The 21,588-nt window shown below is 41.5% G+C and carries 19 protein-coding genes and 1 tRNA gene; 14 read left to right on the top strand and 6 right to left on the bottom strand.

Annotated features, from left to right (window positions below; all coding sequences use genetic code 11):
- Positions 1-38 precede the first annotated feature (38 nt).
- The 3 genes from CDC37_RS23595 to moaC form a co-directional block, all read right to left on the bottom strand.
- Positions 39-806 carry a DUF928 domain-containing protein gene (locus tag CDC37_RS23595; RefSeq protein WP_231943160.1) on the bottom strand — a complete coding sequence of 256 codons (768 nt, stop codon included), beginning with the start codon at positions 804-806 and terminating at the stop codon, positions 39-41.
- Between the two features lie 84 nt (positions 807-890).
- Complete coding sequence (locus CDC37_RS23590) at positions 891-3,647, bottom strand: beta strand repeat-containing protein (RefSeq protein ID WP_157780833.1); 2,757 nt, start codon at positions 3,645-3,647, stop codon at positions 891-893.
- A gap of 236 nt (positions 3,648-3,883) precedes the next feature.
- The gene (gene moaC, locus CDC37_RS23585; RefSeq protein ID WP_096625681.1) at positions 3,884-4,441 is read right to left on the bottom strand and encodes a cyclic pyranopterin monophosphate synthase MoaC; all 558 of its coding nucleotides are present in this window, start codon (positions 4,439-4,441) and stop codon (positions 3,884-3,886) included.
- A 37-nt stretch (positions 4,442-4,478) separates the two neighbouring features.
- Here moaC and CDC37_RS23580 point away from each other — a divergent pair.
- From CDC37_RS23580 to CDC37_RS23540, 9 genes are all read left to right on the top strand, one after another.
- Positions 4,479-4,552 (top strand) — tRNA-Arg (locus CDC37_RS23580).
- Between the two features lie 771 nt (positions 4,553-5,323).
- Positions 5,324-6,826, top strand: a complete 1,503-nt coding sequence (locus tag CDC37_RS23575; protein ID WP_096625679.1) for a glycosyl hydrolase family 57 — start codon at positions 5,324-5,326, stop codon at positions 6,824-6,826.
- 65 nt (positions 6,827-6,891) lie between these two features.
- Entirely contained in the window at positions 6,892-7,875 is a 984-nt protein-coding gene (locus CDC37_RS23570; protein WP_096625677.1) for an alpha/beta hydrolase family protein, read from the top strand.
- A 31-nt stretch (positions 7,876-7,906) separates the two neighbouring features.
- Positions 7,907-8,527 (top strand): OmpA family protein, encoded by a 621-nt coding sequence (locus CDC37_RS23565; protein WP_096625675.1) that lies wholly within the window; start codon positions 7,907-7,909, stop codon positions 8,525-8,527.
- 292 nt (positions 8,528-8,819) lie between these two features.
- Positions 8,820-9,650, top strand: a complete 831-nt coding sequence (locus CDC37_RS23560; RefSeq protein WP_096625673.1) for a SirB1 family protein — start codon at positions 8,820-8,822, stop codon at positions 9,648-9,650.
- Positions 9,651-9,757: 107 nt separating this feature from the next.
- On the top strand, positions 9,758-10,036 hold the full coding sequence (locus tag CDC37_RS23555) for a TIGR02450 family Trp-rich protein (protein WP_096625671.1): 279 nt from the start codon (positions 9,758-9,760) through the stop codon (positions 10,034-10,036).
- A gap of 410 nt (positions 10,037-10,446) precedes the next feature.
- Positions 10,447-11,313, top strand: coding sequence for a ferredoxin:protochlorophyllide reductase (ATP-dependent) iron-sulfur ATP-binding protein (bchL, locus tag CDC37_RS23550; protein ID WP_096625669.1), 867 nt, complete (start codon positions 10,447-10,449; stop codon positions 11,311-11,313).
- 31 nt (positions 11,314-11,344) lie between these two features.
- On the top strand, positions 11,345-12,091 hold the full coding sequence (locus CDC37_RS23545; protein ID WP_096625667.1) for a DUF5331 domain-containing protein: 747 nt from the start codon (positions 11,345-11,347) through the stop codon (positions 12,089-12,091).
- Between the two features lie 128 nt (positions 12,092-12,219).
- Positions 12,220-13,626 (top strand): ferredoxin:protochlorophyllide reductase (ATP-dependent) subunit N, encoded by a 1,407-nt coding sequence (locus CDC37_RS23540; protein ID WP_096625665.1) that lies wholly within the window; start codon positions 12,220-12,222, stop codon positions 13,624-13,626.
- Between the two features lie 15 nt (positions 13,627-13,641).
- On the opposite strand, the gene CDC37_RS23535 is transcribed toward CDC37_RS23540, so the two are convergent.
- Both CDC37_RS23535 and CDC37_RS23530 read right to left on the bottom strand, forming a co-directional pair.
- Complete coding sequence (locus CDC37_RS23535) at positions 13,642-14,415, bottom strand: ADP-ribosylglycohydrolase family protein (protein ID WP_096625663.1); 774 nt, start codon at positions 14,413-14,415, stop codon at positions 13,642-13,644.
- Positions 14,416-15,088: 673 nt separating this feature from the next.
- On the bottom strand, positions 15,089-15,568 hold the full coding sequence (locus tag CDC37_RS23530) for a hypothetical protein (RefSeq protein WP_096625661.1): 480 nt from the start codon (positions 15,566-15,568) through the stop codon (positions 15,089-15,091).
- Positions 15,569-15,888: 320 nt separating this feature from the next.
- Between CDC37_RS23530 and CDC37_RS23525 the strand changes: the two genes are divergently transcribed.
- Complete coding sequence (locus tag CDC37_RS23525) at positions 15,889-16,890, top strand: hypothetical protein (protein ID WP_096625659.1); 1,002 nt, start codon at positions 15,889-15,891, stop codon at positions 16,888-16,890.
- A 298-nt stretch (positions 16,891-17,188) separates the two neighbouring features.
- Here the strand turns inward: CDC37_RS23525 and CDC37_RS23520 are convergent, their stop codons facing one another.
- Positions 17,189-17,677: a hypothetical protein gene (locus tag CDC37_RS23520; RefSeq protein ID WP_096626597.1), complete on the bottom strand. Its 489-nt coding sequence runs from the start codon at positions 17,675-17,677 to the stop codon at positions 17,189-17,191.
- Positions 17,678-18,408: 731 nt separating this feature from the next.
- Between CDC37_RS23520 and CDC37_RS23515 the strand changes: the two genes are divergently transcribed.
- The 4 genes from CDC37_RS23515 (at position 18,409) to CDC37_RS23500 (ending at position 21,539) form a co-directional block, all read left to right on the top strand.
- Positions 18,409-18,900 carry a hypothetical protein gene (locus CDC37_RS23515; protein ID WP_096625657.1) on the top strand — a complete coding sequence of 164 codons (492 nt, stop codon included), beginning with the start codon at positions 18,409-18,411 and terminating at the stop codon, positions 18,898-18,900.
- Positions 18,901-19,032: 132 nt separating this feature from the next.
- The gene (locus CDC37_RS23510) at positions 19,033-19,596 is read left to right on the top strand and encodes a hypothetical protein (protein WP_096625655.1); all 564 of its coding nucleotides are present in this window, start codon (positions 19,033-19,035) and stop codon (positions 19,594-19,596) included.
- 38 nt (positions 19,597-19,634) lie between these two features.
- Positions 19,635-20,432: a L,D-transpeptidase family protein gene (locus CDC37_RS23505; protein ID WP_231943159.1), complete on the top strand. Its 798-nt coding sequence runs from the start codon at positions 19,635-19,637 to the stop codon at positions 20,430-20,432.
- Positions 20,433-20,984: 552 nt separating this feature from the next.
- Positions 20,985-21,539: a Dps family protein gene (locus CDC37_RS23500; RefSeq protein ID WP_096625653.1), complete on the top strand. Its 555-nt coding sequence runs from the start codon at positions 20,985-20,987 to the stop codon at positions 21,537-21,539.
- The last annotated feature ends 49 nt before the right edge of the window (positions 21,540-21,588 follow it).

Here is a 21,588-nt window from a genome sequence, read left to right as displayed (position 1 = left end):
CAAAATTGTTTTGGTCAGCCGCTTCCACATTCCGGTGATTAGAGATGGTGATGTTTGCGTCTGGTCAAAAGCTGGGAGTCATGGATAGGTTTTTGGGCTATGTGGTTTAGTCCCACGGATGTGAGTAATTTTTCCCAGGTTTTAGTTGTTGTGCTTTGGTTTGCTGCTGCGGGTTGATTGAGGACTTCCGCGATCGCATCATACCAGTAACCGTTGCTCGCTAATAGGGAAACTCTTTGCAAAAAGGATGCTTTTTCTAAATGCGATCGCAAATCTCGGTTGATTTCGGTTCTTTCAATCCAACCACCAACAACTAAGTCCTCAGTGCGATCGCGCTCATTACATACTAGCGCAAATGTCCAGTAGTAGGGCTGATGGGGAACTAAATCGGGTGCTTCCTGGGGTAAGGTCATACTGATAAATCCAGTACGTTTATTAATCGCCACATTCATTTGATACACTCCCCGCATTTGCTGATCAAATATACTCAACTCCCCTACCTTGGCCTTTGTCAAGGGTAAATACACCACAAATTCAGGTCGTTTCATCATAGTTAAGCCCAGGTGATGTCCGGGAGTCACTGCTGTTAATAATTCTTGATGTTTTGCTGGGTTGGGAAAACAAGTCTGATGGACTGGACGGGAACCCCCTGATGCTGTACCTCCTGCGGGTCGATCCCGACCGGGTGGTGGCTGAAATCCACTAATTACTGGTTCTATCACCATTTCTGCACGCAGGGGTAAGGCAAAAAAAAATATACAGCACCAACCCCAAATGATATTTAAGTGTATTCGATTGGCAATCATGATGGAAACTCGCTCTCACTAACAATAAGTTTTGCTAACTTTACTTTTTGGCAAGAAAACTCGATGTTTCTCTATCCAATACATTTATTTCTCACATACATGGCTTTTGTCAGTAAAAGCACGATGAATATTTATGAAATTTGCAACAAGTTTTACTTTACCAGATTCATCAATAACGAGTTGATTGGCTTCTACTAGGGCTTGTTTTGCCTCGATGACGGGGTGTTGCTGCTCTTGTCGATTTCTCCGTGGAAAGTTTGTATTTTTTTGTGCAGATAATCGCCAATCCAACCAGGGAGAGGTGAGGTTAAGGGATTCCTGGGGGTTCGGTTGAATCCCACCCCTTCCCGTAGCTGTAAAGCTATTGCTTCTCGCTTGAATTGAACAGGTTTGGGCTATTTCTTCGGACTGATCAATCAACTCTAAAGGTAACTGTTCAATCACTTTCGGTTCTGGATCAAAAGTTTTGATGGTGACTACCCCGTTCACTCCTAACTCGGAACTAGCTGTAATATCACTCCTGGGAGTCAGTTTATCTACAACCTGCAAACCAAAAATACCTTGGGTGGTAATATTAATGCTGCCACCATTACCTGTGATAGCATTGGCTGTGATATCGCTATTTTCCTGGGGAAAAGCCACAATCAAACGAGAATCAATCTGAATATTTCCCCCATTAGCACTTTGTGCATCAGTCTGAATTAAACTTCCACGACGTAAAAATAAATTTTGGGTGCGTAATGTAATATTTCCTCCCTGACCTGCTCCGGTGGTTGCGTCAATTTTCCCCCGGTCAGATAACAGAATATTCTTCCCAGTCATATTAATATTTCCACCAGTACCGAAACCCGCATTTTTAACGCTTACAGTCCCTTGATTGAGAATCACCAATTCATTCCCATTCAGAGTCAGGGAACCACCATTTCCGATTATTTCTTCACCAGTGAATAATGTCCCCACCGAAGCGTCAATCCGACTGACAAATTCGCCATTTAAACCAGTTCCACTCACCAGAATTTGGTTCGCATCAATTTGAATATTACCAGCATCACCCCGACCAAATACGGACGCAGCAGAGATACGTCCTCCCTCGGTTAATCTGAGTACTGGGGTGAAAATCCGGATATCACCACCTTTACTTGCAGTTAGGGTTTGTGTTGCTAAAACACTAGGAAAACGAAATCCACCTAAAATTAACCCGGAAACACCGCTGACATCCACCGATTCGCTTCCATTGATGGTGATATTTCCTCCTGGACCACCCACCGTCACAAATTGACCAGGTGCAATGGTTGCACCACTATCGGAATTAATGGAAGCACCATCCTTAACAACTAAGCGTTGGGTATTGATGTTAATATCTCCAGCAGCACCACTTCCACCACTAGTGGAGGAGACAATAATTGTCCCTAACACCGATTCGTTTAAATTATTAGACATTTCCACCGATTCGGTCGCAGTGATATTGATGCGTCCAGAAGGTTGGTCGCTGCGAGTTTCACTCCCAATCGCGGAACCATCCCTTAGTTGTAAGCGTTCAACTTGAAATTGAATATCTCCACCTTTACCCGTGCTACCTCGATAACTACCACTATTAATTCCCGAACCGATTATTTCTAAATTTTGAGCATTAATAATTAAATTTCCACCATTTCCAGCACCCAAAGTCCCACTGAGAAATACAGTTCCATCACGCAAACGAATATCTGGTGATTGAAGGAAAATATTGCCAGCATTACCAGTATTTTCTGTTGCGGTAATTAGGGAAATATTGGGGTTAAAAGGGTCAATTATTCCCGTAGCTAAATATGCTCCCAAACTAGCTTGAAATTGTTCAAAGCCAATACCCTGAATCTGGGCTAATTTTTCTGCGTACAGATAAATATTACCGCTATTTCCTGCACCTTGGGTCATGGTGGAAATTTGACCACCTTGGAGATAAATACTATCTGCACGGATATCGATGTTTTGACCATTAGTATTTCCTAAAGTCAGGGAATAAATACGAGAATTATCCAAACTGAAAGTATTAGCCTGAATTTGGATCGAACCACCACCCACCCCACTTGTATTGAGCAACGAATTATTTGCGATCGCAATTTTACCAAATTCCCTAATTCCTTGATAATTTGGCTCAATTCCGGTAGCAGTACTAACTAAATTTACAATTTCTGAATTCTCCATACTTCCCAAAAACAATTTACCCGTTGGGGCTGTTAAATAACCATTATCAATCAGAATATCACCACCAATCAAAGCTATCGTTTGACCAGGATTTACCCCTAAACCCACTTGATTATTATCAATCGGGATAACAGGATTAATTCGTCCAACAAAAGCAGCATTTGTGGTTTGGGATTGGTTGATAATAGCACCGGGATTCGTACCCATTTGCAAACCAATGGGTACATTAATTGTTAATAAAGGAGGCGTTTGGAGATTTGTCGCACTAAAAGCAAATCCATTACTAAACAAAATACTATCAGCCGTACTCGCAAAAAAACTCCCCTGCAAATCCAACCTTGCTTCCCGACCAAAGATAATCCCATTAGGATTAATTAAAAATAAATTAGCATTTCCCAACACCCCTAAAACACCATCAATTTGCGCCGGATTACCACCCGTAATTCGACCGATAATATTACTAACCCCCTCTGGATTTGTAAAATAGGCTTCCCGTTGAGGAGCAATCTTAAATTCTTGGAAACTATGAAATAAATTATTACCCCGAACCGCACCACCATCAATTATATCCCTGATTCCAGAGGTGTTAATATTAGTTGATTCTACACCCAGGGTACTATCAGGAATAATTTCTGCTTGACTTCGTTTTGTAGTCAAAAAAAAATTTCCCAATATTGAAAAGATAAATATACAAACAAGCACAGATAAGCGCTGAGATAGTAAAAGCAATAAAAAATAAGATAGAAGTTGATTCATGATTGACCCAAAACAATTACACCTAGTAACATATACAGCAATCCGATTTAAGTCGTGAAAAATAGCGTGCCGTTGACTGATGATTGGTGACTGTCAACCGTCAACTGTCAACCCTTAACAACCCTACATCTAAGATTTCACAAATCCCCCTGGGACTGTTGTATGTATTCTGTCTCCTGAATCCTGCATTCTGATCCAAAATCCCCCGACTTACCACCTCGCTTACTCACCAAACGAATGGATTCAATCACAATCGACTTTTCCAACGCCTTAGCCATATCGTACAACGTCAACGCAGCCACCGAAACCGCCGTTAATGCTTCCATTTCCACCCCCGTCTCAGCCTTCGTTTTTACCTTCGCTTGAATTTCATACCCCGGTAGTTCCGGTTGGGGAAAAATCTGTAACTCAATTTTTTGCAGAGGCAACGGATGACACAAGGGAATTAAATTTGCAGTTTGCTTTGCAGCCATAATTCCAGCAATCCGCGCTGTTGCCAACACATCCCCCTTCGGTGCATTTCCTGCTTGAATCGCAGCAAGGGTTTCTGGTTGCATCCTCACCCTAGCCATTGCCACAGCCGTGCGCACAGTTGCTTCTTTGCTAGACACATCAACCATCTGCGCTGAACCAGTGGTGTCGAGATGGGTCAGATTTACAGGCTTTGTCTGGTTTGGCAAAAAATTATCTTGCATAATCTCCTAATTGTCTGCTATTATATTTTTCTTGTAAGGGCGTGTAGCTCAGTGGACTAGAGCACGTGGCTACGGACCACGGTGTCAGGGGTTCGAATCCCTTCTCGCCCGTTGAATGTTGAGGATAAATCTGATTTTTAAGGCTAGGGTTTCTGTATTTTATATAGGCTAGCTGAAAAATAGTCGGACTTTCATTTTGTAAGGTGTCAAGACTATTTGGGCTGAAAAAAATTATAAATGCATGGATATACAAAAATTTAAAACCTTGCATTTTTAATTTTTTGGGCTTTTGAAAAGTGAAAGGGGAAAGCTGAAAACTATTCCCTGTACAGACGCAATATGTCGCATCTCTCCCACTTCCTACCCCCACTAAAAGACTTTTACAGCTTGCGCTGCGCTTCGCGAACAGCAGACCCTATATATCAAATCTGGGTTGCATGGGAAATTGGGTTTCTTTAGGAAATTCGATTTCTGGGGTGTCCATCGTTCCTGAACTCCCCCGTTATATCGATTCTCTTGTACTTTGAAATAAATGCAACTAGTACAGGTTGGCTGAAATAAACCGAGTATTAACTTTTTATCTAGTGACCATGCTCCGCGTGGTCGCTTAGTGAGTTGAAGGCTCTGCCTTCATTCACGAAGCAGGAGCCTCGCAGATTCTGCTCCCACGCGGAGCATGGGAGCGAGGGGAAAGGTAGGTGTATTTACGCCGCGCGGTACTAGAATAATCAACGCTTACAGCCCCTAATATATAGCAAATATTAGCGTAAACGATATTAGCGATTTTGCTAAATCCGAAAAACTTGCTTAATACATTCCGCATTTTCCCGTCATTTGTGTATCTATGCTTGAAAATGAGATTGTCATCCATGATGGTCTCCCATGTATACACCCGTATCTACTGATGAATTATTTGATATATTGGCAGGTCTACCATCCCATCTCCCTCGGATTTGTGGTTATGAGTCGGAAATTCAGACTTTAACTAATCACAATCAGGAAGTATATCAGAATTGCACCAATCTCAAAATCGACAATATCCAAGCTGGATTTGCTTGCGCTCTACATATGCATCAACCGACCATCCCCGCAGGTTTTAATGGTGCATTGATTAGCAATCTCCAACATATGTTTGACCACCCCCACGATGGTGATAATCACAATGCGGGGGTTTTTGCGTGGTGTTATGGCAGAATGGGGGAATTTATCCCTGAGTTGATTCAGCAGGGGTGTAATCCACGGATTATGCTGGATTATTCGGGTAATTTGTTGTGGGGGTTGCGACAAATGCAACGGGATGACATTTTGAATAACTTGAAACGAATTACCTGCGAAGTTCAGTATCAACCCTATGTGGAGTGGTTGGGAACGATGTGGAGTCATGGGGTGGTTCCTTCCACTCCGATTCCCGATATTAAGTTGCATATCCAAGCTTGGCAACATGAGTTTACCTCCATTTTTGGTGTTGCAGCCTTAAAGCGGGTGAAGGGTTTTTCTCCTCCGGAAATGCATTTACCGAATCATCCGGATACTTTATTTGCTTATATTCAAGCTTTAAAGGAATGTGGATATAGATGGTTGATGGTGCAAGAACATTCTGTGGAAAACTTGGATGGAAGTCATTTGCGACAGGAACAAAAATACATTCCGAATCAGTTAATCGCGCGGAATTCCCAAGGCGAAATTATTGGAATTACAGCTTTAATTAAAACCCAGGGTTCGGATACTAAATTAGTGGCACAGATGCAGCCCTATTTTGAAGCTAAAGGTAAGGGGAAACAGCAGGTTGGTCATTATCAAATTCCGGCTTTAGTCACCCAAATTGCTGATGGGGAAAACGGTGGGGTGATGATGAATGAATATCCCCGCGATTTATTTCGGGTGTATCAGGAAATTCGTGATGGGGGTGGTAATTATCAAGGGGTTGTGGCAATGAATGGGACGGAATATTTAGAATTAATTGCAAGTACGGGAATTACGGAATCCGATTACCCGCAAATTCAAGCAGTAAATCAACATAAAATTTGGCAAAAAGTTAATCTGGATAATTTGAATTCTGTCGCGGTAGAACAGGCAATTCAAGAATTAAAAAATACTGACCATCAATTTCATTTGGATGGGGCTTCCTGGACTAATAATTTAAGTTGGGTCAAGGGCTATGAAAATGTTTTGGAGCCGATGCAGAAACTCAGTGCCCGATTTCATGCTAAGTATGACCAATTAGTTGCCCAAGATGCAAGTGTCACCCAACGGGAAGATTATCAAGCGGCGTTATTATATAATTTATTGCTACAAACAAGTTGTTTTCGTTACTGGGGACAGGGTACTTGGACGGATTATGCCAGGGAATTGTATCAACGAGGTGAGGAGGTGTTGAGCCTGTAGGTGCAGATATGCTTCAGCCTGGTGAGAAAGCGGTAGGATGATACTTGTAGCTAATCTGTACATTTATGGACGTGCGATCGCTGTTTCGGGCGACTACGGTTGAGGGTGCTGCTCCTCCCCATAATACCATTCACCTGAAGGTATTTTATCCAGCCCAAGTTTCAGGTAGCGAGGAGGAGCAGAATTTCGGTATTGTTCCTGCCAATCCCCTGGGGTCTCCCTTTCCGGTGGTAATTTTTTTTAATGGTATCAATTGTGGTGCAGAGATTTATCAGTGGTTGGCTGTGAGATTGGCGGAAGGTGGATTGGTGGTAGTGACGTTTTCCTGGGTGGCAGAAAATATACCGGGGATGGTAGCTATGACTCCCGGTGTTGATCTGAAAATGTTGACTCCAGCGATGTATGGTCAAGGAGCAACTGCTTCGGCTTTACCGTCCCTATTGCAGGTGTTAGAGGATTTACAATCCCAAGGGGTTTTGGCTGGTTTACTTGATTTAAATAAGATTATTCTGGGAGGACATTCTGCTGGGGGTCGAGTTGCCATTGAAAGTGCCAATCCCCAATTTTTCCCCCAGGTTGCAGCAGCTTTTGCCTACGGAGCTCATACGGCTGCAATCGTCCAGTTAGGCTATCCACCAAATACTATTTTACCTCTGGCAGATAATTTGCCGCTACTGTTGATGGGAGGAACCTGTGATGGAGTGATTGCTAACAGTAGTCATCGTTATGGAGTCACCTGGGACACTGCTACGACACCTGTTAGACGTACCTACCAAGAAGCATTGAAAGGTGGTAGAGATGATAGTTATTTACTGCTTTTAGAAGGAGCCAATCACTTTTCCATCGCCGACCCCTTTGATGTTACCACAGGTAGATCATTTCTCGACTTTCCCGCGACCCAACCGGAAGCAGAACTACGAAATTTAATCGCGGAAACCGTTGGTTTATTTATTGATGCTCATGTTTGTTCCCAAGAAACAGCTTTAGCAGCTTTAAATCAGCAATTAGTATCCCGTCATCCTCTGATTGCATCATTTGAGCGGAAATAAATACTTAAAATTCTCAGGAGGTAATACAAAAATGCGATCGCTAAATCTGATTCGCATATTGGCATTATTTGTCGGTTCATCCGGTTTTACCATTGCTTATCATTTACCGTCTGAGGCTATGGGGTTGCAACCAATTTTATCTTCTTTGCCTCAGTCTAGTTATGCAACAGTTAAAAGACCAACGGTTAACAGACCAAAAGTCAGAATTCCCAGGGTGACGATTCCAGAAATCAAATTTCCGGAAATCACCTTCCCTGGTATTCGCGTCCACCAGGACAAAAAGACCACTATAATTACCATTGCTGCCGATATCCTCTTCGACTTTGATCAAGCCATCCTGCGACCGGATGCGGAAACTGCTCTGGGACAAATTAGTGCTGCGATCGCTAAATACTATCCCCAAAATTCGCTGCAAATTCAAGGACATACGGATGCAATCGGTAGTGATTCCTATAATCAAGACTTGTCAGTACGTCGCGCGATCGCTGTCAAGCAGTGGTTACAAACACAGGGAAATATCGCTGCATCTCGCATGACTACCGTCGGTTATGGTGAATCTAGACCGGTAGCTGCAAATACAAGGACAGATGGCTCAGATAACCCTGAAGGACGACAAAAAAACCGACGAGTAGAAATCATCATTCGTCGCTGACCTTCTGTTTTAATCGGTTTTTCTCCAGGGCGATCGCCTTGATTCTCACTAGTCATACTAAGTAGGTGGGTGGTACAAATTGTCGTTGAGGAGTAGAGACGACCTGTCGGGTCGTTTCTACGCCGAATGATTGGTTACGTTGCGGTTTTATGTTTAATTGCACCTACCTACTTAGTAGACTAATAAATTGCGATCGCATGATTGAGAACTGGATATCATGTCCATTAGCAGGATTTTCCCAAAGTGGCATGAAACTGTAGAATAGCTAATGTGGTTGAATTCAAGTATGATTATGTATCTCTCGTCAGCGCGGCAATATTTTTACCAAGAAGTTCAGCAGCCTGATGAGCAAATTGATTTAGCCAAGGCAGCTTTATACATAGCCCAAGAGGAATATCCCCACCTCGATCCGCAAGAATATATCAACGCCCTTGACACAATGGCGGATGAGTTGCAGGAAAGATTACCTTCTCAAAGTTATCCCCTCCTAATCATCAAAACGATTAATCAGTATTTATACGATGATTTAGGGTTCACAGGTAACACAAAGAACTACTACGACCCTGAAAATAGCTTTTTGAATCAGGTTATCGACAGGCGCACAGGAATCCCCATCACTTTAGCATTAGTATACATAGAAATAGCTCGACGGATCAACTTTCCCATGTCGGGAGTGGGAATGCCAGGACATTTTCTCATTCGTCCCAACTTTCCAGAGATGGAAATTTTCATCGATGCATTTAATCGCGGTGAAATCCTCTTTCCCCAAGATTGCCAAGATAAACTCAACCAAATTTTTAATCATCAAGTCCAACTGCAACCAGAATTTTTAGCAACAGTAAATAATCGCAATTTCTTGGCACGTATCCTCATGAATCTCAAGTCAATTTATATACACCAAGAAACCCCCAATCATCTGGAAAAAGCCCTTGCAGTTGTCGAAAGGCTATTATTACTATTCCCCCAAGCTATCCTGGAAATTCGCGATCGCGGACTACTATACTATCGACTAGGACAATTCCACCTCGCAGCCAAAGACCTAGAAACCTACCTCAATCAGGTTCCCAATGCCCAAGATACCATCACAATTCACCACATCCTCGACCAAATTCGTCAAAAATGAGAATACTTAGATGTTACCAAAATACTGTAAAAACCTTCTGATCTGAAAATAACTTTCCCTACTAGTTTAATCCCTAAGCATCCTAGCGCCTTCGCATTTTCAACCCCATGGCCAAAAAAATCAAATTTCCCTATCTTCTCGGTTCTAAATGGACAGCACAGCAAAAAATCGATGGTTGGCGACATTTTCGCGTCATTAATCGCAAAAACCAAGGGAAATGGGTCTACGCGGAAATGGTTGCTGCTTGTGACCCTAATGTTCGTTTCTGGATTAATGCCAAGCTATTACAAGACCGTTCCCAGTGGGAATCCGGTTGGCAGTCTTTACAAGAAATGGCAAATTCAAAAACCCCGGAAAACGAAACATCTCCGAAATTGGATTTGTAATAAATATTTGTAATCAGGGTGTGAATGTGGGTTTGACCCTAATTTTCACGAACATACTTCGCCACAGCCAACAATGAATAAACAAAATTCTTTGCTTATTAGCACCTTTGCGTGATTCGGAATTTATTTGTTTATTGTAACTAATTAATATAAAAGAATAACAACAAATTAAAATTGTCTTTTTTTTTAAGCTTTTATAAGTTTTAGAAAGCTTTATAATTACTAGAATCAGAAATTAATTTTTTTTATTCTCATTATCTCGACTTTTCAAAAAAATAACCCCTTTATTTTCTGGCAAATCTGCACAATAATGGCATTCATCAGAACTCACTGATAGCCAGCTAGCGGCACAATCAATGATTTTGGCATGATTTTGGATTGAACCTACAAATAATAGGGGGTAGGGAAAAGTGAAACTAGCAGTTTACGGCAAAGGTGGCATTGGTAAATCCACAACTAGCTGCAATATTTCTGTAGCACTAGCAAAACGGGGTAAAAAAGTCCTGCAAATTGGCTGTGACCCCAAACACGACAGCACATTTACCCTAACAGGTTTTTTAATTCCTACGATTATCGATACCTTACAAGAAAAAAAATATCATTACGAAGATATTTGGCCAGAAGATGTGATTTACAAAGGTTATGGCGGTGTTGATTGTGTGGAAGCTGGTGGTCCCCCTGCGGGTGCAGGATGTGGTGGTTATGTTGTCGGGGAAACAGTAAAACTACTGAAGGAACTCAATGCCTTTGATGAGTATGATGTCATCTTGTTTGACGTTTTAGGTGACGTGGTGTGTGGTGGTTTTGCTGCACCGTTGAATTACGCTGATTATTGTGTGATAGTCACCGATAATGGCTTTGATGCCTTGTTTGCTGCTAATCGCATTGCTGCTTCCGTCCGGGAAAAAGCCCGTACCCACCAATTGCGGTTAGCTGGATTAATCGGTAATCGCACATCCAAGCGTGACTTGATAAATAAATACATAGATGCGGTTCCCATGCCAGTATTAGAGGTATTACCTTTAATCGAAGATATCCGGGTTTCCCGAGTTAAAGGCAAAACCTTGTTTGAAATGGCGGAAACTGACCCTTCTTTAAATTACGTGTGTGATTACTACCTCAACATTGCTGACCAGCTGCTAGCGCGACCGGAAGGAGTGGTTCCCAAGGATGCGCAGGATCGAGAATTATTTGCATTGTTATCGGATTTTTACTTAAATCCGAATAAACCACAGGTTCCTTCTCCGGAAGAGGAATTAGACTTGATGATTGTATAAAACATTCATCTACTTCCTAAGGATGGGGAATATGGCATTTTTTTACAGCTTTACAGAATCGTTAAAACAGAAATGGTTGCAATTTTTCCAAGCGAACCATGACTGGATTAAGCTCCACATGCAGGTTGAATCGGTCTATACACCCGATGGGGGTAAGCGACCACCGTCATACCTCATCCTGGGGGTTGTCAACGCTCTAGAGCCAAAATTGGCGCAGTTGATGTTGCCTTTTTCTAAGTTAAATGCGGATGCGGATACTTTAATTGAGGTTTTGGGTTTAAACTTTGATCCAGATGTGGCTTTGGGTAATAGTACAGGCTACGGGGAAACAGCAGCTAACTACGGTGATGATTCGGATTCACCGATGGATACAAGTGGATTTGCAGAAGTTGCTATGACCCAGGGTTTTAGTATGGAAGCATCCTCAGAGGAATTAGGGGAGATGGAGGATGAAATTTCCCCCGTTTCGTCAACCGAGGAAGCACCTAAATCTGATAAGCATCAAGCTGCGGCAATGAATAGTGATGATGAGTTCGGTGATGTTTCCTTTGATGGGGACAGTTCCTTTGCGACCCAGACACAGGAAGAAAATTCTTTGGCTGATTTTAATACTGCTGGGGAAGAAACCGGATTTGGTGATGTGTTGATGGATGTGTGGGGAGAAGAATCGAATTCTGCTGTCAAAAACGACGAAGATAACGACATGCTATTAGGGGAAGAATTTGCTACGGGTGCTTTTGATGACTCGGAAATAGCTCGGCTTTTCCCTAATGCTTAAAAACAAGAATTTTGGATTTGAGATTTGAAATTGGGAGTTTTTGAGATTGAGTATCAAATTCTTGATATTTAATCTCAAAATCTGAACTAAAAATCCAAAATTCGAGCAATTTACGGGGAGATTTTTGTATGACCGTCGCTCAACCACAGGCTTTAAATTTCGATTGTGAAACTGGTAATTACCATACCTTTTGTCCGATAAGTTGCGTCGCTTGGCTATACCAGAAAATTGAAGATAGTTTCTTTTTGGTGATTGGAACCAAAACCTGCGGTTATTTTTTGCAGAATGCGATGGGGGTGATGATTTTTGCCGAACCGCGTTATGCAATGGCAGAGTTAGAGGAGGGTGATATTTCTGCCCAACTCAATGACTATGAAGAGTTAAAACGATTATGCCAACAAATTAAACGCGATCGCAATCCCAGTGTGATTGTCTGGATTGGTACTTGTACCACAGAAATCATTAAAATGGATTTGGAGGGTTTAGCTCCGAAGTTAGAAGCGGAAATTGGTATCCCGATTGTGGTTGCCCGGGCCAACGGTTTAGATTATGCTTTTACCCAGGGGGAAGATACGGTACTGGCTGCAATGGCTGCACGGTGTCCTGACCAAGCACCTGTCAAAACAGCAGCGACGACCAAAACGGAAGCGAATCCGATGCAACGGTTATTCAATTTTGGTAAAAAGGAAACTAACTCCAGTGAAATTAATCCAGAACCTGAATATCATGACCATCCACCCCTAATTTTATTTGGTTCCCTCCCAGACCCGGTTGTCACCCAATTAACTTTAGAATTGAAACGACAGGGTATCAAAGTTTCCGGTTGGTTGCCAGAAAAACGATTTACAGAACTACCTGCGATCGCTGAAGGTGATTATGTTTGTGGTGTCAATCCTTTCCTAAGTAAGACGGCAACAACCCTCATGCGTCGTCGTAAATGTAAACTAATTGGCGCTCCCTTCCCCATTGGTCCCGATGGTACCCGTGCTTGGATTGAAAAGATTTGCTCGGTATTCGGGATTACACCCCAAGGTTTAGATGAACGGGAAGCTCAAATTTGGCAAAGTGTAGAAAATTACCTTCAGTTAATTCGTGGAAAGTCGGTTTTCTTCATGGGAGATAATTTGTTAGAAATTTCCCTAGCTAGGTTTTTAATTCGTTGCGGTATGACTGTACCGGAAATCGGTATACCCTACATGGATAAACGCTACCAAGCCGCAGAATTAGCATTGCTAGAAAAAACTTGTCAAGAAATGGGTGTGGAAATTCCCCGAATTGTGGAAAAACCTGATAATTACAACCAAGTTCAACGTATTTACCAACTTCAACCCGATTTAGTGATTACGGGTATGGCCCATGCTAATCCCCTAGAAGCGCGGGGTATCAATACCAAGTGGTCAGTGGAATTTACCTTTGCGAATATTCACGGATTTACTAACGCCCGTGATGTCTTGGAATTGGTTACTCGTCCCCTCCGTAGAAATAACCATTTACAGGAGTTGGGTTGGGATAAGTTAGTTGCAACTGAAGTTTAGACGATTATAAACGGTCTAATTTTGGCAGTATTGTGTCCGAAAATTTTCCACAATACTGCGCAACGGTAAATCCAGTTTTGCCAAAGCAGCTTGGGCGATCGCTTCGGGAACACCTCCATAAAAAGCCTCGGCAATACCCCCAGCAATACAGGCAATTGTATCACTATCACCACCGAGAGATACGGCGGTACGGATGGCATCCTCTAAGTTGGTTGATGCCAAAAAAGCAACAATTGCCTGGGGAACCGAACCCTGACAGCTGACATCGAACTGGTAGGTGGGTCGGATTTGATCGGGGGTAAAGTTGAGGTTGTAACCAAAGGTGTTTTCGATGTATTCGCGGATGGCTGTCTTGTTTTTTCCCTGACGAGCAAGGAATATGGCACTAGCAGTTGCTTGAGCTCCTTTAATTCCTTCCGGGTGGTTATGAGTGACGGCTGCACTGCGCTTGGCTTGCTGCAAAACCATTTCCAGGGTATGATAGGCAAAACCAATTGGACTGACACGCATAGCTGCACCATTGCCAAAACTATTGTAGGGTGTGGGAGTGTCCGAGTGTGCCCAGCTGTAAAATGATCTACCATAGCCAGCATAGGGATAACGACGACAATAGGTTTTGTAAACTTCAGTGTAGTTGCTATTAGCAAGGACTACTTCTGCCGTGGCAATGGTGAGGATTGTGTCATCAGTGGGACGGGAATGGGTATGAAACAGGGGAAATTCCTTGCTTTTCAGGTTATCTTTTTCGTATACAGAACCGATAATATCACCTGCGATCGCACCTAGCATTATTTGTCTCCTATTTTTCTTCAACCTACCAGTCGATGTTTTTATACTAATTCATGAAAATTAGCTTTTAAAATTGACGTGAGTACTACGACAAAGAAGCTAGCTTAAGATGAGTCATAAAGCCTGAAACTCCTTTCCAGCATTATTCGTGGGAAATAAAAGTTTTTAAAAACCTCCTATTAGATTGAGAATAAAATCAGTAAAACTGAAATCGAGCAAGTTATTAACTTTGTTCTCAACCAATGAATAAGATTTTTATGATCAAGGCGCTAAATCCGCATTTCTCACAAAACCCTAAAACTCATAGGGACTAGTCCGTGACGGGAGTAGTGTAGACGCGTAGTGTCTAGTCTACGACAACGCTGCGCGTACCCGTAGGGTGTATAGGGGAAATTAGTTCGTCACTCAAGGCTTACAACTTACTCGTGAAAAATCGAGGTAAAGCGCTACTACGTGCCTTTTTTACCCACCAAAATTCATCTGGTGGAGTACTAGGCTATTAAAAATTACGAATTACGAATTATATCGATTATCTTGTATTTTGCAATCAATGAAACTAGAATAATCAACGGTTACAGACCCTGATATGTAGCAAGCATTAGCGTAAACGATATTACGAATTACGAATTCCAAATTACGTACGCGAAGCGTTGCCGTAGGCTATTACGAATTACTATAACTCCTTCTGAGCGCAATACTTACTTAACTGATTAGCTATTTGATCAGATTTCTTGGCAGCTTGTTGATTCTTTTTTCCAGCTGCATCAATTTCATTACGAGCTTGTTTGATTTTTTTCCGTCCTTCCGTATCCGCTTTGGCATTTTTTGATGTACCAAGGGCTTTAGCGGCTTTGTCAATATTTTCACTCACCGTATTAAAAATATCTACAAACTGAGTTTGATACCCCTTCAAAGTGGGGTCAGATAAATTTAAATCTTGAGTAGATTTAGACACTTCCTCTAAATCCCTAGCCAACTGTAAACTAGTCGTCACCTGGGAACCCTTATTTTTTTCCAATAGGGATATCCCCTGATTCACCTTTGCAATCAGCTTTTCACATTGGGCTAATTTTGTTTCCGCACAACCTGTGATCGCGATACTTACCACCCAAGCAGCCAAACCTATAACTATGTATCGATGGCGAACGAACATTTATACCCCCTCTTTGCACCACCCCAAATTATAGTACTTATTTTGGGACTCGCTTGATGTTGAGGGAGTGGGAATGAGCTATCTCCTTTTTTGGTTGTGTCCACATGATATGGGGAACTGATTGAATATCTTTTCAGCTTGGGATGGGTGTTTGACGTCAAAAGTGCTTTCCAAATTAGGTATATAAGGGCTGAGAAACCCTGCATGGGTAAGTTATAATTCCAAAATCTAAAATCCAAAATCCAAAATGCTCTGACCCATTCGCAGTTTTGTGATTAATGGCTTAATATGGACAATTTAATCAAAACGATGTCTCAATTATGTCCAAACCCATTAATATACTGATTATGGTACATGGGATGAGTCCCAGCAATAAACCGCGATCGCCCTTTGATTTGTACGAACCGTTTTGGCAAGCTTTGGTGAAAAATGCTCCCCAACTTCAGGAGATTTTCCCCATCGGATATATTGGGGTGGAGTGGGGACACGAGTTACCAGAGACACCACCTCCCGATTTATCGGCATTACGTACTGACCAAAAATTAATGCGATCGCAAAATTTTCTTCACAGTCGGGTTTGTTGGGAAGCAATTCAAAGGGATAATGACTCGACAAATGTGAAAATGGCAGAATTAACTGCGAATAAAATGGATTTTCCCAGCTTTACGCCGATAATTCGCCAACTAATCATTGGATTGCGCGAATCTGTGATGATTATGGGTTTTGGAGATGTGATTTTTTACTGTTCTCAGGAGGGGGAAACCCTCATCAGACAAGTTGTTTATGGACAGGTGCTGGAAAAACTCGATTTATATCGAGATGCAAAAGATGTGCGTCTACACTTGGTGGGACACAGTTTAGGTGTCACCCTCTGCCATGATTTTCTCTACGGATTATTTGCTCCTGACCACGAACCGGATTTTTATCAGCAAGGCTCGACTGAAGATGTGAATCGCTTCCGTTGGTGGCGTAACAAGGCTCAAAGGGGAGAGTTAGTCGTCGGTTCCCTAACTAGCACTGCTTCCCAAATTCCCCTGTTTGCCATGCGCAAACCCAAAATTGTGGAAATGCTAGCAGCGGAGCAATTACTCAATGCTAGAGATATTGGTATCCTCAGCCAGCAAACAGTCAAGTGGAAAATTTTCTATGACATCGATGATATTTTAGGGTTCGGAACCCGTCGTCTGTATCAACCATCCCCCGCAATTATGGAGTTTCAAGTCGATACCAGTGACCATCCCGGTGATGCTCACAATAATTACTGGCAAAATCCAACGGTGATCGCTGAAACCGCGAAATTGTTGCTGGTAAATGGAAGTTAATCAATCCAAAATATTCAAAATATTTGTGTTAGTATTCGACCACACAAGTTTTAAGGGGTTTGTAGTTGTGGCTCTAGCTCCGACAAAGTGTTAGTCCTGGATTTCTCACAAGTAAGTTATGAGTATTGGGTGACAAATTGATTTCCCTTCTACTCCCTATTCCCTTTAAGTTTTAGGGTTTTGTGAGAAATGGGGGTAGTATGAAGCAACTACGTGCCTTTCCTTACCCATCAAAATTATCAATGTGGCCGAATACTATCAGGGATGAAGAATTAAACCTCTATCCCTTCTACTTTCCTCACGATTGATGGGGCCAAAATGATTTGAGTAATACCCCCAAAACAGCTAACTTCGTTACTTCTAAACCCCAGTACAGACCATGCCAAAAATTCATACCCGCAGGAGTACAGGATACATCGCCAAAGGGATTTAAGTTAATTGCGATCGCCGACATCTGGGGTGTTAAAAAATATGTCTCTAGTAAGGACACAGCCAATAGCAAAATTGCGATCGCTGTTTTGAATCCGGATATTTGCAATTGCTTTGCTAAAGCAAAACTTCCACTCACAATCAGTGCTGCGGCAATCAATTCTAAACGATTAAAAATCCAAAACACGGAATAACCTGCGGAGGCAAAACCATCCGTCGTCATCATTCCGGAAACATACAAACTAGGCATAACTACCCAGTCAAGTAACAGAATCGCACTCAGCCAAAAGCCTAAAATCAACAATATGGCTGTTTGCCAATTTGTTTGTTTAAATTCAAGGGTCGATATTACACGCATGGGAATAATGCCAAACAATTTTGATTGGGAAATAATTGGCGACAACATCCCTTCCCTACAGGCACTGGGATAATTTGCGTGTTGGGAAACTTTGAGTTGGACAAAGCTTCAGATATCAATCAAACAAAATACTATGCAGCAGAGATGTTGTTCGTCATATCCTTAGTGTCATACCTCGTCGGTATGGTTGACAACTAATATCAATCTTCTTTTACAATTGTTCGTCTTTTGTGACGAAAATGTCTTGTTTCTTTAGCTTTACCAGAAACACCGAACCAACTCACCACGAACTTATGAAGCAAATTTTAGGAAGCGATCGCCAATCGATTAAATTGATCTGACTCGACTTATGTTAGGGCTTGCGGAAAATAGTCAAGACGCGATATATCGCGTCTCTTGGCATCTGTTGTTTTTTGGGTCTTGTGAAAAGTGTAATCCGCAGGCATACAACTACATTCCCTATTGCCTATTCCCTACCCTCACAAAAAACTTTCCGCCAAGCTTTTAAATTAAACTATATAGCCCCGGCGGCATTATACTCTAGTCTATCTGGGATTTGTCAAGATGTCAATAATCAGTCGTGAAATTTTGAAGTATCCTACCTTTGCAATTATGCTTGGCTAACCATCTTTAGATTTACTTTATAAACAGCCTCTAACAGTAGCAACACGAATTTAAACGTCAGCCAAGGTGGTGATGCAAGTGCATCCATCGGAGAGCAAAAAAAACAAATGTCTGTAACCACTGGTGCAAGTACTGTTTCACCATCCACACAAGTCAAAGTCGATGGAGACCAATACAACAGCATTCAATTTGGTTCCCAAGTACCCGGTACTGGTGGTGAAGCATTCTCATTTCAATACCGTTCAGCCTGTGGAACAAGCGTTGCTTACCGTCAAGGTTTTGCCCTGAAACCCAGAAGAATTGCGGGTGGAGGCTTTGGTTATGCTTTAGACATTTCTAATACCCAGATAGACACAATTGAAAATCGTGGTAGTGTCCAAGAAAAGATGAATACAGCCTTTCAAACCGCAATCAACGTCATCAACAATCAACAAGCCTTTGAACAACGTCTCAGTAGTGGTGTAGTCACTCGTCAAGAAGCAGAAATTTATGCGATCGCCAACTGTACTCCAACTGAACGCACCCAAGGTTCGATGGAAATTACTAACATACCACCAAGGGAAAAACCTCGTAACTGTACAGCACGAGGTTGTAATTAGATTCCTCCGATTCACCAACCAAATTTACAAGGAAGCATCTACCAATTTCCTCTAGATTGACGAAGACAAGAAATTTCCCAATATGGGATTGAATCACCTTGAAACATGACTTAATTGTTCAAGGAGGTTTGGATGAAAATTATTTTTAACTTGATAATTGCTAGTTTTTTAGCTGCTTTACCTTGTAATCAGATTCAAGCTCAAACTCCAGTCCTTGATTCCAGAGATATAGAACAACTGCAATTAACAGAACCCGTGGTCACAGTTATCAAACGGGAAGTAGTACCTGGAATCGTGACATTCAATCGCAATCATGGCTGTACTTTACAAAACCCCATATCAACTAACTTTCTGGACAACGGTATGATTTTAAGAACACCAGTTCAGTTAGTCGTTACTGGAAATACTCTTCCCCAATGGCGTAATGAACATAGAAAGTCTTGGAGGTCTGAATTGACCGATTACGAAGGAGGGGAGTACAAAATTATGCTGCTGCAAATCGGACAACATCCTCCCACTCTGATTGAACTTGAGGAGAGTCAACAACAATTGATAGAAGCTCAAACACTTTGTACTGTAGCGACCTCGAGAATTTTTGGCAGCAATCTCAAATTACTACGAGAACATCCCCCGCAAAAATGCGATCGCTTTTGTTTGTCTTTAGTTAAGGATTGGGAACGATTTTTTGCTGATTAATTTTTGGCTTGATATTCAGCATTTACCGGAGCATGAAGATGGCCATCAGTTTGCTAGATAATTTGCATCGAATAGTATTTTCAGCAGGGTTAATCTTTGCCACTTTCATCTCAACCTATCCCATTCTCCAATTGCAAAAATCGGATGCAGCACAAATATATACTTACAATTACAATTACTTCAATTCTCATCAGAACATCTACCACGACCCAACCCTAGAAATAACAGCAAATAATTGCCTAAATGGATTACTCAACCGCAAACCACAAACCGGAGATAAACAAACTCTCGCAGCTTGCTTAAAGACCTTTGGTTATAATCCAGAAACAAAAATTACATCTCCTATCATCATCATCTTTGAGACTGGTGAAACCTCACAAAAAGTGACAACTACACTTATTTATCAACGCAAAAATGGCCAGATTTATCGAGAACAATTTCAAGCTGTGGGAGCAAAATATTACGAATGGCATCCACCCCCAGGAATATACACACTAGACTATATTCATCGTGACAATAGTGCTAGTTTTAGACCTGCCTATGGAAATTTTTATTCCCCTCCAAACCAGAAAGATAAAAACGGTAATCCCATCAATTTTGGATTTCACGGACGAGTTGGTAACTTAATGGCCGGAAATGGCTCTAATGGCTGTTATCGTCATCAAGTTGCCGACATGAAAAAAATAATCACGATAATTAATAATGCCGGGAAAGAGCAAAATTTACCAACTAATTGGTTTGAAAAAACCTTACCCATAGTAGTAATAAATAATTCCATGCCAGTCAGTTACAAGTCGAAATACATAATTATTGGTCAAATACCTAACCTTTTATAGAGCTTCAAAGCCTTGTAAGAGGTTGTTAGTCAAGTATTAATTATCACTTTTTTGACTAGTGTCCTAACTCTGGACGTGGGGTGATAAAGCAGATTTTTCCTTCGAGAGTACAGACGCAACATGTCGTGTCTGTACAGGGAGCATCAAGTATTTATACTCACCAATAGCCACCTTTTTGTTGAAATCCATTTCAAATTGCATCACCGGAATCATAAGACATTGTTAAGTTATCCCCAGGGTCATGTTGGGGGTAGCTGGTGCAAAGCTTTATCAGGAGTGATTTTATCTACAGATGATTTGTCATATTTTTTGAGTGCTTGATGGGTTTGTTATCGTAAATTTGATTGATTTATCTGGTTTTTAGCTGCAAAGTTAGCGCAAAAAGTATTTATTACTAAGGTAATAAATATTCGCAATACTGTAAAAAAAAGCATGATATGGGGATTAAAAAAATAAAACTCTTGGCTATTGCGGCGGATTGCATTACTTTCTAAAATTGCTAGTATTGTGAACATCAAACTACTAGTTTTTGTTTTTTAAGGTAAGGACGATATGGCAGATACACAAACTTTGGTGCAAAATTTTGGACAAGTTTACGATAATCCCGTATTACTTGATCGGAGTGTCACCACACCTGTATGTGAAGGTTTTAATGTTGTTTTAGCAAGTTTCCAAGCTTTATCATTGCAATATCAAAAACATCATTTTGTAGTTGAAGGTGCTGAATTTTACGCGTTACATGAGTTTTTTAATGATAGCTATAAGCAAATACAGGAACATATCCACGAAATTGGTGAACGTTTAAATGGTTTGGGTGGTGTACCTGCTGCAACCTTTAGTAAATTGGCCGAATTGTGCTGCTTTGAGCAGGAAGGTGATGGTGTTTATTCTTGCCGTCAAATGGTAGAAAATGATTTGCAAGCAGAGCAAGCTATCATTGCCTTAATTCGTCGTCAAGCTGCTCAAGCTGAAAGTTTAGGAGATAGAGGTACTAGATTTATCTATGAAAAAATGCTGTTATCGGCGGAGGAAAGAGCGTATCATTTAGCCCATTTCCTCGCAAAAGATAGCTTGACCTTGGGCTTTGTACAAGCTGCTCAAAATTAAGTTGGTTGAATCAGCAAGATTCTTGATTTTAATTGATGGAACTTGATGA

The sequence above is a fragment of the Calothrix sp. NIES-3974 genome (assembly GCF_002368395.1).
Taxonomy (GTDB): domain Bacteria; phylum Cyanobacteriota; class Cyanobacteriia; order Cyanobacteriales; family Nostocaceae; genus NIES-3974.
This window is presented reverse-complemented; position numbering and strand designations above follow the sequence as displayed.